The 13,928-nt window shown below is 66.7% G+C and carries 11 protein-coding genes; all 11 read left to right on the forward strand.

Translation table 11 applies throughout. The annotated features are described in order from the left end of the window. Positions 1–137 precede the first annotated feature (137 nt). Positions 138–749: an XrtA/PEP-CTERM system exopolysaccharide export protein gene (locus AC1RM6_RS04065; RefSeq protein ID WP_493098341.1), complete on the forward strand. Its 612-nt coding sequence runs from the start codon at positions 138–140 to the stop codon at positions 747–749. A gap of 39 nt (positions 750–788) precedes the next feature. Further along, positions 789–2,324, forward strand: a complete 1,536-nt coding sequence (locus AC1RM6_RS04070) for an XrtA system polysaccharide chain length determinant (protein WP_493098343.1) — start codon at positions 789–791, stop codon at positions 2,322–2,324. Positions 2,325–2,328: 4 nt separating this feature from the next. Then, positions 2,329–3,387 carry an AAA family ATPase gene (locus AC1RM6_RS04075; RefSeq protein ID WP_493098345.1) on the forward strand — a complete coding sequence of 353 codons (1,059 nt, stop codon included), beginning with the start codon at positions 2,329–2,331 and terminating at the stop codon, positions 3,385–3,387. Next, positions 3,384–5,009, forward strand: a complete 1,626-nt coding sequence (locus tag AC1RM6_RS04080; RefSeq protein WP_493098347.1) for a hypothetical protein — start codon at positions 3,384–3,386, stop codon at positions 5,007–5,009. The genes AC1RM6_RS04075 and AC1RM6_RS04080 overlap by 4 nt, the downstream gene beginning before the upstream one ends. A gap of 47 nt (positions 5,010–5,056) precedes the next feature. Further along, positions 5,057–6,679, forward strand: coding sequence for an AAA family ATPase (locus tag AC1RM6_RS04085; protein ID WP_493098348.1), 1,623 nt, complete (start codon positions 5,057–5,059; stop codon positions 6,677–6,679). 5 nt (positions 6,680–6,684) lie between these two features. Then, positions 6,685–7,530: an XrtA system polysaccharide deacetylase gene (locus AC1RM6_RS04090; RefSeq protein WP_493098350.1), complete on the forward strand. Its 846-nt coding sequence runs from the start codon at positions 6,685–6,687 to the stop codon at positions 7,528–7,530. Then, positions 7,523–8,587, forward strand: coding sequence for a FemAB family XrtA/PEP-CTERM system-associated protein (locus tag AC1RM6_RS04095; protein ID WP_493098352.1), 1,065 nt, complete (start codon positions 7,523–7,525; stop codon positions 8,585–8,587). Before AC1RM6_RS04090 ends, AC1RM6_RS04095 begins: the two co-directional genes overlap by 8 nt. Further along, entirely contained in the window at positions 8,587–9,786 is a 1,200-nt protein-coding gene (locus AC1RM6_RS04100; RefSeq protein WP_493098354.1) for a TIGR03087 family PEP-CTERM/XrtA system glycosyltransferase, read from the forward strand. The genes AC1RM6_RS04095 and AC1RM6_RS04100 overlap by 1 nt, the downstream gene beginning before the upstream one ends. Position 9,787: 1 nt before the next feature. Further along, positions 9,788–11,689 (forward strand): XrtA/PEP-CTERM system amidotransferase, encoded by a 1,902-nt coding sequence (locus AC1RM6_RS04105; RefSeq protein ID WP_493098356.1) that lies wholly within the window; start codon positions 9,788–9,790, stop codon positions 11,687–11,689. A gap of 238 nt (positions 11,690–11,927) precedes the next feature. Continuing rightward, complete coding sequence (locus AC1RM6_RS04110) at positions 11,928–13,499, forward strand: flavin monoamine oxidase family protein (RefSeq protein ID WP_493098358.1); 1,572 nt, start codon at positions 11,928–11,930, stop codon at positions 13,497–13,499. A 5-nt stretch (positions 13,500–13,504) separates the two neighbouring features. Further along, complete coding sequence (locus tag AC1RM6_RS04115) at positions 13,505–13,927, forward strand: c-type cytochrome (protein ID WP_493098360.1); 423 nt, start codon at positions 13,505–13,507, stop codon at positions 13,925–13,927. Position 13,928: the final 1 nt, after the last annotated feature.

Here is a 13,928-nt window from a genome sequence, read left to right on the forward strand (position 1 = left end):
GTGTACTGAGCTAAGAGGATCGGTTTTCGGCCGTGATCGTTGGGTTGAGCATGTTTTAGCCATGTTATGGCTCTAGCGATGGGTCGTCGGAGGGTATGATGGCGTTGAGTGGGGCATTTGTCAGAGGCCGTCTGGGGATGGCGGTGGTCGCGCTCGCGCTGCCGGGTGTCGTCGCGGCTGCCGAATCCCCGAAGGAGTTGCCGCCGGCGCCGTTCGTCGCGCCGACCACGGTGGTCGGCGAGGATTATGCGATCGGTCCGCTCGACCAGCTGACGATCTTCATCTGGCGCAATCCCGAACTCGGGGCGTCGGTACAGGTGCGTCCCGACGGTCGCATCACCCTGCCGTTGATCACCGACATGGTCGCGGTCGGCAAGACCCCGACCATCCTCGCCGAGGATATCCGCAAGGCGTTGTCGACGTATATCAGCGATCCGATCGTTTCGGTGATCGTCAACAGTTTCTCGGGCACCTTCTCGCAGCAGATCCGCATCGTCGGTGCGAACGAGCGCCCGGCGTCGGTGCCCTATCGTGCCGAGATGACGCTGCTCGATGCGATGATCGCGGTCGGCGGGCTCGGCCAATATGCGTCGGGCAACCGTGCCAAGCTGATCCGGCACGATCCGAAGACCGGCAAGCAGGAGGAGTTCAAGCTGCGGCTCGACAGCCTGCTCAAGCATGGCGACATCAAGGCAAATGTGAAATTGCAGCCGGGCGACGTGATCATCATTCCCGAAAGCGCTTTCTGATCCGACCGACAAGCCATTGGGGGCAGGGCTAAAAGTTCAATGGAAGCGATATATACCGAGATCAGGATCGCGCTGTTCGCCATCTGGCGGCTGCGCTGGCTCGCGCTTGCCGCGGCCTGGGGCGTGTGCCTCATCGGCTGGGTGATGGTGATGCGCATTCCCGCGCAGTTCGAAAGCGGGGCGCGTATTTCCGTGCAGGTGCAGTCGGTGCTCGCCGGGCAGGTCGGCGTCGATGCGTCGGACCGCCAGCGCGACGTCGAGCGGGTACGCCAGTCGCTGACCTCGACCGAGGTGCTCAAGCGGGTCGTGCAGAATGTGTCGAACGGCGAGCGTCCGCTGACCGCGGCCGAGGCGCAGTCGCTGATCGGCGCGTTGCGCGGCGGCATCACGATCAGCGCCAACGGCGACGATCTGCTCGAGATCAAGACCCGCATCGGGTTGCCCGGGGTGCCCAACCGCGAGGCCGCCTTCATCGCCCGCAGCGTCACCCAGCAGCTGATCGACATCTTCGTTCAGGAAAATCTGCTCGGCAGCCAGAATGAAAGCACCCAGGCGCTGGCTTTCCTCGACGCCGAACTGGCGCGCCGTTCCAAGCAACTCGCCGATGCCGACCGCAAGCGCGCCGAAATCTCGCAGCGGACGATGGGCGCCTTGCCCGGGGTCGGCACGCTCGACCAGCGCATGGAGCAGGCGCAGAGCGAACTACAGACCGTCAACAGCAGCCTGATGCAGGCGCAGAGCGCGCTCGCGGCGATGAGCGGTCAGATGGCAGCGACCCCGGCGCAGATCCCGGTCGCGGGCGGCAACGGCATTTCGGGGCCCGAGCAGCGCCTGGCGGTGCTCGAGGGGCAATTGGCCGATGCGCGCGCGCGCGGCTGGACCGATGCCCATCCCGACGTGATCGCGATCAAGACGCAGATCGCATCGGTGCGGGCCGATGCGGCGCGCGGGGGAGGGCGCAGCTCGATGCCGATGGCGCCCAATCCGGTCTATGTGTCGTTGCGGTCGATGCAGGTCGAGCGGCAGAGCAACGTCGCGATGCTGTCGGCGCGCAAGGCGCAGCTCGAGGGCAACATCGCGATGATCAACCAGCGCGAGGCGACCGCGCCCGAGGAAGAGTTGAGTCAGGGCCAGATCGACCGCGACTATGACGTGCTCAAGCAGCAATATAACAAGCTGCTGACCGATCGCGAGCAGGCCAAGCTGCGCGCCGACGCCACCAAGAAGAGCGACGGTACGACCTTCCGGGTGATCGACAAGCCGTCGCTGCCGCTGCGGCCGGCGGCGCCCAACCGCCCGCTGCTGCTGACCGCGGTGCTGCTGGCCGGCATCGGCATCGGCGCGGGCGTGGCGTTCGCCAAGAGCCAGCTGTCGAACAGCTACACCACCACCCAGCAACTCGCCAAGGCGAGCGGCCTGCCGGTGCTGGGGGCGATTTCGGAAATCGTCACCGCCGACAGCCGCCAGGTCCGGCGCAAGAACAATGTCATATTCTCGTCGGCTGCGGCGGGATTACCCGCGATTTTCGGCCTGCTGTTGCTGGTCGAATTCGTTAAACGTATCGTGATAAGCTGACATCATGGATGAGAAGGACGGCAAGAAGGGCAGGCGTCGCGGTTCGCTGATCGAGCGGGCGGGGTCGGTCTATGATTTCGAGGCCATCCTGCGCGCCCGCGTGATGGTTCCCGGAACCGGCACCGGCGACGGGCCGGTGATCGATGCCTCGGTGATGCCGAGTTTCTCGGTCGAACCGATCATCGAGAATATGGCGCCGCCGCTCGACCTGGCGCCGCCGGCGGCCGAACCGCCCGCGGTGCTCGCCGGCGGGGCCGGCAAGCCGCCGGTGGTCACCCATGCCGCGCCGACCGCGCCGCAGGAGCCCGCGGCGCTGCCCTCGCCCGAGATCGTCTACAAGACCGCGAAGGTCGATCGCGCGGCGCTGATCGAGCAGGGCTTCATCATGCCCGACGCCGCGATCACCGCGCTCGCCGAGGAGTTCCGGATCGTCAAGCGCACGTTGCTGCTCAACGCGATCGGCCCGACCGCGCTGCCCAAGGGGCGGCGGATCCTGGTCTGTTCGGCGCTGGCGAACGAGGGCAAGACCTTCTGTGCGGTCAACCTCGCGCTGTCGATGGCGAACGAGCGCGATATCGAGGTGCTGCTGGTCGATGGCGACTTCGCCAAGCCGACGGTGCTGTCGACGCTGGGCATCGAGGGCCCGGTCGGGCTGATGGACGCGCTCAACGACACCTCGATCGACGTCGAGACGCTGATCATCAAGACCGATATCGGCTCGCTCGCAGTGCTGCCATCGGGCAAATATACCAATGAGGCGACCGAGCTGATCGCCGCCGACCGGACCCGCGAGATCCTCGACCGGCTTGCCGCCAAGCCCAACCGCATCGTGCTGTTCGACAGCCCGCCGGCGCTGGCGGCCAGCCCGGCCTCGGTGCTCGCTTATCATGTCGGCCAGGTGTTGCTCGTGGTGCGGGCCGACCGGACCGGCGAGGCGGAGCTGCGCGACGCAGCGCTGCTGCTCGGCGGCTGCGAAGAAATCCAGTTGTTGTTGAACGGCGTGCGCTTCACCCCGAATGCGCGGCGGTTCGGCAGCTATTATGGATATGAAGCGCCGCGATGAGCAGGGCGCGAGCGCTGGCGATCGGCATCCTCGGCCTGGCCGGGGTGTGCGGCGGCGCTCCGGCGTCGGCCGCGCCGAACGAGCGGCCGAAGATCCTGCCTTATCTCGATATCGAACAGGTCTCGGAAGCGCAGATCAGCGGCGGCGGCAGCGGGGTCGACGATTTCGTCACCTATACCGAGATCACCGCCGGCGTCACGGCCGACGCCAACACCCGGCGGATCAAGGCGACGGTCAACTATGCCTATACGCGGCGGGTGTCCGAGGCCGGCAGGACGATCAACGACAGTTCGCACAATGGGCTTGCCCGCGTGCAGATCGCGCTGGTCGAGGATCTGCTGTCGCTCGAGGGCGGGGCGATCGCGACTTATAGCCGGGTCAATCCCGGCGGTTCGGCGGCGATCGGCAATATCGCGACCGCGAACAACCTGACCCAGGTGTTCAGCTATTATGCGTCGCCCAGCCTCAACCGGAAGATCGGCGATCTCAACGTCGCGGCCAATTATCGCTATGGCTATACGACGACCAAGAACAACAGCCGGAGCCTGACCCCGGGCGCGGGGTTCAACGAATTCGAGAACAGCACCGGCCATCAGGCGACCACCAGCGTGGGGATGAAGGACGGCGATCTGCCGTTCAACTGGACGATCACCAGCCAATATATCTACGAGCGCGCCAGCCAACTCGACCAGCATTATCGTGCCTATAGCTCGACCGCCGAGATCGTCGTGCCGATCGCCGAGACGGTCGCCTTCGTCGGCAGCGGCGGTTACGAGAATATCCGCACCACCCAGCAGCCGCTGCTGGTCGATGCCGCCGACGTGCCGATCCTCGACAGCAACGGGCGGACACAGGGCGATCCCAATGCGCCGCGCACGCTCACTTATGACACGAACGGGCTGATCGCCGATGGCGGGTTGATCTGGGAGCCGACCCGACGCGCGCGTTTCGAACTGCGTGGCGGCTGGCGGTACGACAGCGTGACTTTCAGCGGCCTGGCTGAGGTCAAGCCCGACGCACAGACCTCGCTGACCCTGATCGCCTTCGATCGCATCGACAGTTTCGGGCGCGGCCTGTCGCAGGGGCTTGCGGCCACCCCGGTCAATTTCCAGACCGGCAACCAGGGCAATGACAGCGCCTATCAGGACTGCGTGTTCGGCAAGACCCCCGATCAGCGCGCGTCCTGTCTGGGCGGCTCGCTCGGCTCGGCGGCGGCCGCCAATTATCGCAACCGTGGGCTCACCTTCGTCTATTCGCACCAGATGCGCGGGTCGACGATCAGGCTGACCGGCGGCTATCAGCACCGCACCTATATCGACGATCCGCTGTCGCCGCTGTCGCTCGACGGCATCGTCGATCAGTCGGTGTTCGTGCAGGCGGGCTATTCGCGACTTTTGTCGCGGAATTCCGGGGTGGACTTTTCTTTGACCGGCAATCTGTTTATGAACGGACAGCCTGGGCAGCCTGATGTTTCGTCGATCAATCTCGACGGCAACTACTACAGGACGTTCGGCAGGGGCCTTCGCGCCCAGGCCACGGTCGGTCTGGAAGCCTCGAAGCAGGATGGAACAACTGCCGATGTTTCAGGGCGTGCAAGGCTGGGCGTACGATATGATTTCTGAGGCGTGCCGATACCCGGTGGTTCTGGCGGTGGTTCTGGGGGGAACCTGTGGTAGACCATGATCCATATGGCCTGACGGACAGGCCGTTCCAGCTCACGCCCGATCCGCGCTTCTATTTCGACAGCGCGACGCATCGTAAGGCCATGACCTATCTGGGTTATGGTCTCGCGCAGGGCGAGGGCTTCATCGTCGTCACCGGCGAGGTCGGCACCGGCAAGACCATGCTGGTCGGCCGGCTGATGGGGTCGATCGACCGATCGCGGCTGACCGCGGTCAACCTCGTTTCGACCCAGCTCGAGGGCGAGGACATTCTGCGGATCGTCGCGCTGTCGCTCGGCATCCAGTCCGACGCTGTCGCCAAGGGGCAGCTGCTCGCCCGGATCGAACGCTTTCTTCACGAGCAGGCGCGGGGCGGCAAGCGGACCCTGCTGATCGTCGACGAGGCGCAGAATCTGCCGATGTCGGCACTCGAAGAGTTGCGGATGCTGTCGAACTTCCAGTTCGGCGGTCAGGCGCTGCTGCAGATATTCCTGCTCGGCCAGCCCGAATTTCGCGAGGCACTCGCCCAGCCGCGGTTCGAACAGCTTCGCCAGCGGGTGATCGCGACCCACCACCTCACCGCGATGGCGGTCGAGGAGGCCGGGCCCTATATCATGCACCGGCTCGCCTGCGCGGGCTGGAAGGGGGCGCCGCGCTTCAGCCAGGACGCTTTCGTCTCGTTCCACCGGCTGTCGGGCGGTATTCCGCGCCGGCTCAACATGCTGGCGGCGCGGGTCCTGTTGCAGGGCGCGATCGAGGGGCTGGTCGACATCGACGCCGAGGTGGTCGACGACGTCGCCGCCGACCTCGCGAGCGAGAGCATCATGCCCGCCGATCCGGCGGCGCTGATCAAGCCGGTCAGCCCGTTGTCGCCCGAACCGTCGCCGGCGGCGCCTTATGCCGCCGAACCGGCCGCGCCGGCGCCTTATGTTCCCGAGCCGCCGCAACCGGCGGTCCAGCAGCAGCCCTTCTATGCGCCGCCGCCGGCTTATGAACCGCCGGTCTATGCGCCGCCTCCGGCCCCGGCGCCTGTTGTCGCTCCGGCACCGGTGAGCCAGCCGGCTTATGTGCCGCCGGCGCCGCAGCCGCAGGCTCCGCCGGTGATCGTGCCGCCGCCCGAACCGGCCGCCTACGCGCCGCCCCCTTACAGCCCGCCGCCGCCGGCGCCCGAGGTGCCGCAGCCGGAAATCTTCTCGGCGATGCCGAGCGATGTGCCGGCACCGTCGATCGCGCAGCCGCCGCGCTACGATGGCGATGTGCCGCCCGAAGCGGTCGCTACGCCGACCGTGCCGTCGATCCCCGCGATCCGCCCGCAACTGCGCGCGGTCGAAAATGTCGTGTGGCCCGAGCCCGAAGCCGAGCCAGCCCCCGCACCGCAGCCGATCCCGGCACCGGTGGCCGAGCCCGCACCACCACCGATCGCGGCGGCACCGGTTCCCGCGGCGGTGCCTGAAGCCGCTGTCGACGCCGCGCAGCGCAATGCCGAACTCGAAGCGCGACTGGCGGAGCAGGAAAAGCTGCTGCGGCGGACGCTGGCGCTCCTGGTCGAACTGGTCGAGAATACCGATCCGCCGGCCGGCGATGCCGGGGACGGCAAGGCCAAGGATGGCGGCAGCCAGAACGTGGCGTAGCCCAGGTGGTTTTGAACGGCCTTTCCGTCGATATCGAGGATTGGTTTCAGGTCGGCGCCTTCGAGAACACGATCGCGCGCGATGACTGGGACAGCCTGCTCCCCCGGGTCGAGCGCAACACCGATGCGGTGATCGCGCTGTTCGATCGCGCCGGGGCCAAGGGCACCTTCTTCACGCTCGGCTGGGTCGCCGCGCGCTATCCCGCGCTGATCCGGCGGATCGTCGACGCCGGCCATGAACTGGCGAGCCATGGCTGGGACCATGGCCGGGTGTTCCTGATGACGCCGGACCAGTTTCGCGCCGACCTGCGCCGCGCGCGGCAGGTGCTCGAGGATGCCGGCGGGGTGAAGGTCACCGGCTACCGGGCGCCGAGCTTCTCGATCGACAAGCGCACCCCCTGGGCGCACGAAATTCTCGCCGAGGAAGGTTATGCTTATTCGTCGAGCGTCGCCCCCGTCGTCCACGATCATTATGGCTGGCCCGAAGCGCCCCGCTTCGTGTTCCGTCCGGTCGCGGGCAGCGCGATGATCGAATTGCCGGTGACCACCGCGCGGCTGGGATCGCGCATTCTCGCGGCGGGCGGGGGCGGCTTCTTCCGGTTGCTGCCTTATGCCTTTTCGCGCTGGGCGATCCGGCAGGTCAATCGCGAGCAGCGCCCGGCGATCTTCTATTTCCATCCATGGGAGATCGATCCCGATCAGCCGCGGGTGAAGCAGGCGCCGGTCAAGTCGAAGCTTCGGCATTATAGCCGGCTCGGCGCGATGGAGGGCAAGCTCGAGCGGGCGATCCGCGAATTCGCCTGGGGGCGGGTCGACCAGGTGGCGGCGCTGCAGGCGGCGACGCTTGGCTGACCGACCGGTGACGATCGTCCGCGCCATCGACCTCGCAGATCCGGTGCAGGTGGGCGCGATCGACGATTATGTCGCGCGCCACCCGCAGGGCAGCGCTTTCCACCGCCCCGCCTGGGTGAGTGCGGTCGCGCGCGGTTGCGGTCAGGTCGCGCATTATCTGGTCGCGCAGCGCGACGGCGCGATCGTCGGGCTGCTGCCGCTGACCGACATCCATTCGCCTTTGTTCGGGCGCGCCTTGGTATCATCGGGGTTCGCGGTCGGGGGCGGGCCGATCGCCGACGATCAGGACCTGGTCGATGCGCTTGCCGAAGCCGGCTGGAACCTCGCGACCCGGCTCAGTTGCCCCTCGTTCGAATTGCGCGGTGGATCGGTGCCGACCGTCGCCGGCTGGCATGTCGAACAGGGGATCTATGCGGGCTTTTCGCGCCCGCTCGCCGCCGATGACGAGGCCGAACTGCTCGCGATTCCGCGCAAGCAGCGCGCCGAGGTTCGCAAGGCGCTGGGTTTCGCGCTCGAGGTCCGGACCGGTGCGGCCGAGCGTGACCGCGCCGACCATTATGCGATCTATGCCGAAAGCGTCCGCAATCTCGGCACCCCGGTTTTTCCGCGGTCGCTGTTCGCGTCGGTGCTCGATGCCTTCGGAGCGGACGCCGACATATTGACCGTGTCGCACGAAGGACGGCCGCTGGCGAGCGTGCTCAGCCTTTACCACAAGGGTGTCGTCATGCCTTATTGGGGCGGGGGGACGATGGATGCGCGCAGCTGGCGGGCCAACGACATGATGTATTATGCGCTGATGCGTCACGCGCGTGAGCGCGGCGCCACCGCGTTCGACTTCGGCCGCTCGAAATTCGGCACCGGGGCTTTCTCGTTCAAGAAGAATTGGGGGTTCGAACCGGTGCCGCTCGCTTATGCGGTTCGCACCGCCGACGGGCAGGAACCGCGCCAGATCAATCCGATGAGCCCGCGCTATCGGCTGCAGGTATCGCTCTGGTCGAAATTGCCGCTCGGTATCGCCAACCGGATCGGTCCCTGGATCGCCAGGGGGCTCGGCTGATGGGCGAGATCATCTTCCTCGCGCATCGCATTCCCTATCCGCCCGATCGCGGCGATCGTATCCGCAGCTTCCACATATTGCGGCATCTGTCGCAGATCGCACCGGTCCATCTGATCGGCTTCGTCGACGATGTCGACGACAAGCGGGTTGCCAAGCGCCTGCTGCCGATGCTCGCTTCGCTCCATGTCGCGGTACGCCGCAAGCCGATGTGGCTGGCGGCGCTGCAGGCGCTGTTCACCGGCAAGCCGGTATCGGTCACCGCCTTCGGATCGAACAAGGTCGCAGCGATGGTCGAGCGGCTGATCGACGAGCGGCCGATCGACGCGATCTTCGTCTATTCGGGCCAGATGGCGCAGTTCGTTCCGGAGGATATGGGCGGGCGGCGGCTGGTGATGGATTTCGTCGATGTCGATTCGGCGAAGTTCGCCGATTATGGCAGGGCCGGCGGGTTCGGGCCGATGCACTGGGTCCACCGGCGCGAGGCGCGGTTGCTGGGCGATTTCGAGGATCGGGTTGCGCGCATTGCGGACATGAGTCTGCTGGTCAGCGATCCGGAGGCCGAGGTGCTGCGCAGGCGCACCGGGCTGGGGCGCGACCGGATCCGCGCGCTCGACAACGGGATCGACACGGCCTTCTTCGACCCCGAGCGGTTCAAGCATGTGCCCGCCGAGGATCCGCTGATCGTCTTCACCGGGCAGATGGATTATCGCCCCAATGTCGAGGCGGTCGAGCATTTCGCACGACGGACCTTTCCGGCGATCCGCGCCAAGCATCCCAATGCGATGTTCGCGATCGTCGGGCGCAATCCGACGCCGTCGGTCAAGGCGCTCGCCAAGGTGAAGAATGTCATGGTGACCGGCGAGGTCGCCGATGTCCGCCCATGGATCGCCGCCGCCGATGTGGTGGTGGCGCCGCTCGACATCGCGCGGGGCATCCAGAACAAGGTGCTCGAGGCGATGGCGATGGCGCGGCCGGTGGTCGCGTCGCCCGCCGCCTTCGAGGGGATCGACGCGACCCCCGACGAGCATCTGCTGGTGGCGACCGGCTATGACATGGCCAATGCGGTCAGCGGCCTGCTGATGGACCGGCCGCGCGCCGACCGGATCGGCCAGGCCGCGCGGCAGAGGATGGTTGCGCGCTACAGCTGGGAAGCGCAATTGGCGGCGCTCGACGACATGATGGGGGTCATCCAGGACTGATATGTGCGGCATTGCGGGGATCTATCACCTCCAGGCGGCCAAGCCCGTTGACGAGGCCCGCGTTCGCGCGATGACCGATGCGATCGCGCATCGCGGCCCCGACGGCGCCAATGTCTGGACCGCGCCCGGGGTCGGCCTCGGCCATCGGCGGCTGGCGATCATCGACATCGCCGGCGGCGTCCAGCCGATGGCGAGCGCCGACGGCAAGGCGATGCTGAGCTACAATGGCGAAGTCTATAATTTCCAGGAGATCCGCGCCGAGATGACGGCGGCGGGCCATGACTTCGCGACCCATAGCGATACCGAGGTCATCGTCGAGGCGTGGCGCAAATGGGGGCCCGACAGCCTGTCGCGGCTGAACGGCATGTTCGCCTTCGCGATCCACGACGCCGATCGCGGCTGCCTGTTCCTCGCCCGCGACCGGCTGGGGGTGAAGCCGCTATATTATGCCGAGCTGTCCGATGGCGGGGTCATCTTCGGTTCCGAGTTGAAGGCGCTGCTCGCGCATCCGCTGCTGCGCCGCACCCCCGATTTCACCGCGGTCGACGATTATCTGGGGCTCGGCTACGTCCCCGACGACGCCTGCATTCTCGCCGGGGTGAAGAAGCTGCCGGCTGGCCATTATCTGCTGCTGCGGCGCGGCCAGCCGATGCCGCAGCCGGTGCAGTGGTGGGACCTGAGCTATGCCGACCGCGCGCGCGGATCGGCCAAGGCGCTCGAGGAGGAATTGGTCGACAAGATGCGCGCGGCGGTGACCGCGCGGATGATCGCCGACGTTCCGCTCGGCGCCTTCCTGTCGGGTGGCGTCGACAGCTCGGCGGTGGTCGCGCTGATGGCCGAGGCGAGCCGCGGCGCGGTCCGCACCTGCTCGATCGGCTTCGACCATCCCGACTATGACGAGACCCGTTACGCCGCCGAGGTCGCCGGTCGCTTCGCGACCGACCATCGCACCCGCATCGTCTCGGCCGACGATTATGGCCTGATCGACACGCTGGTCCATGCGTTCGACGAACCCTTCGCCGATGCCTCGGCGCTGCCGACCTACCGGGTGTCCGAGCTCGCACGCGAGACGGTGACGGTGGCGCTGTCGGGCGATGGCGCCGACGAGGCCTTTGCCGGCTATCGGCGGCTGACCTTCTTCAACGCCGAGGAGCGGGTGCGTGGCATGCTGCCTGCCAGCGTGCGTTCGGGGCTGTTCGGGACGCTCGGCCGGATCTATCCGAAGGCCGACTGGGCGCCGCAGATGTTCCGCGCCAAATCGACCTTCCAGGCGCTCGGCAAGTCGGGCGAGGAAGCCTATGCCGAGGCGATCGGGGTCACCTCGATGGCGATGCGCCACCGGCTCTATTCGGACGGCGCCCGCCGCGCATTGCAGGGGCACCGCGCCGAGGACCGCTATGTGAAGACGATGCGCGCGGCCCCCGCGCGCGACGGGCTCGACCGCGCCCAATATGCCGACATGAAGATCTATCTGCCCGGCGACATCCTGACCAAGGTCGATCGTACCAGCATGGCGGTCAGCCTCGAGGCGCGCGAGCCGTTGCTCGACTATCGGCTGATCGAATTCGGCGCCCGGCTGCCGGTGTCGCTCCGGGTCAAGGGTTCGACCGGCAAATGGCTGATGAAGCAGGCGATGCGCCGCTACCTTCCCGACGACATATTGTTCCGGAAGAAGATGGGGTTCGTCACCCCGATCGGCGCCTGGTTCCGGGGGCCGCTCGCCGAGGAGGCGCGGCGGATCGCGCATGGATCGGCGCTGGCGGAGACCGGCTGGTTCGATGCGGGCGCGATCGCGGCGGTGGTCGCCGACCATCAGAGCGGCCTGTCCGACCATGGCCGGCTGCTGTGGCAGTTGATGATGCTCGATCGGTCGCTCGGGCACCTCTTCGGTGTCGGGCGCTAGCCCGCTGAACCGGACCACTCCGGCGCGATCGGTGTCGTGCTAATCCGTTTGACTTCGGCAAATATTCGCGAGCACAACAGTGCATCGGTCGTGGCGGCCGGGCGGCCGCGATGTCTCGCGTGGTCCGTTCTCCGCGTATGGCCGAACATGATAATCGGCCCGGCGCGCGACCGGGCGGAGCAGGAGCAGGACCAACATCAGGGGGGTAGCCTGCGTGCCCAATACTATGCCTGCGCCGATGAGCCGTCGCGCGCTCTTCTCGATGATCGGGAAGACCGCCGGCATGGCCGCCATGTACCAAGCGATGAGTTCGCTCGCTTACGCCGCCGAATCGACCTACAAGGGACCGATCGGATTGAAGGGGGCGCCGAAGGGGGCTTCGGTTCTCATCCTCGGCGCCGGGCTGGCGGGCATGGTCGCCGCCTATGAGCTCGGCAAGGCCGGCTACAAGGTCCAGATCCTCGAATATCAGAACCGGTCGGGTGGCCGGAACTGGTCGCTCTATGGCGGCGACGTCTACACCGAGCTTGGCGGGTTCCGGCAGAATATCGGCTTCGACAAGGGGCTCTATCTCAACCCCGGCCCCTGGCGGATTCCACACCACCACAAGGGCATTCTCCATTATTGCCAGTTGCTCGGCGTCCAGCTCGAGCCGTTCATCCAGCTGAACTATGCCGCCTATGTCCATTCGACCAAGGCGTTCGGCGGCAAGCCGCAGCGTTACCGGACGATCGAGGCCGATTTCGACGGCTATGTCGCCGAACTGCTCGCCAAGAGCGTCCAGCAGGACAAGCTCGACCGGCCGGTGACCAAGGAGGATCGCGAGGTCCTGCTGCAGGCGCTGCGCCAGTGGGGGGCGCTCGACAAGGATTATGGCTATGTCAAAAGCCTCGAAGCGAGCGATCGGCGCGGCTTCGACCATCCCCCCGGCGGCGGCCTCGACGCGGTGCCAACCCCGACCGATCCGATCGGCCTCGAGGACCTCATAAGGTCGCGGCTGTGGCGCGCGATCGGCGCGTCGAAGGCCTATGACGTCCAGCAGACGATGTTCCAGCCGGTCGGCGGCATGGGGATGATCGGCAAGGCCTTCGGCAAGCAGCTCGGCGACATCATCCGCTACAATGCCAAGGTGACCGAAATCCGGCAGGACGGAAGCGGGGTCACCGCCTCGTTCGTCGATACCGTCAAGGGTGGTCCGGTCCAGACGGTGCAGGCCGACTGGTGCGTCTGCACGATCCCGGCGTCGGTGCTCAGCCAGATCCCGATCAACGTCGGCGCGCCGATGAAGGCGGCGATCGACGCGCTGCCCTACGCGGCCTCGGTCAAGGTCGGCCTCCAGATGAAGCGCCGCTTCTGGGAGGAGGATGAAGGGATTTACGGCGGGATCAGCTACACCGACCAGCCCAACAGCCTGATCAGCTATCCGAGCACCGACTTCTTCAAGCCGGGCAAGGGGGTGCTGCTCGGCGCCTATACGTTCGGTGCCACCGCGACCGAGTTCACCGCGATGGCGCCCGAGGAGCGGATCGCCAAGGCGGTCGAATATGGCGCGAACATCCACCCGCAATATCGCGCCGAATATGAAACCGGCGCGACCGTCGCCTGGCACCGGGTGCCGTGGACGCTCGGCTGCGCGGGGGCGTGGACCGAGAAGACCCGCGCCGCCCATTATGAGGATATCTGCGCGATCGACGGCCGCATCGTGCTGGCCGGCGAGCATGTTTCGATGATCCCGGCCTGGCAGGAAGGCGCGGTTCTCTCGTCGCTCGACGCGATCGGGCGGCTCCACAAACGCATCGTGCAGGGGTGATGGCGATGAACAGGACTTTGATGCGCGCGCTGGGCGGAGCGGCGGCGATCGGCACGTTCGCGCTGCTGGCCAATGCCGCCTCCGCGCAGTTCGCCAGCGGCTATCGCTACCAGAGCGGACAGGACCTCTACACCCATATCTGCCAGGGCTGTCACATGCCCGACGGCAAGGGCGCGGTCGGCGCGGGCATGTATCCGGCGCTCGCCGGCAACAAGAAGCTGCAGGCGCCGCTCTATCCGGTGCTCGTCATGCTCAAGGGGCAGAAGGCGATGCCGGCCTTCTCCGACCTGACCGACGCGCAGATCGTCGAGGTGACCAACTATATCCGCACCAACCTGGGCAACAGCTTCACCGGATCGGTCACCGCCGAACAGGTCAAGGCGCTGCGATCGCAGGCGGTGCGCCAGGATGCAGTACGGCCGGGCTGAG

The sequence above is a fragment of the Rhizorhabdus sp. GW822-FHT03C02 genome, assembly GCF_058801765.1.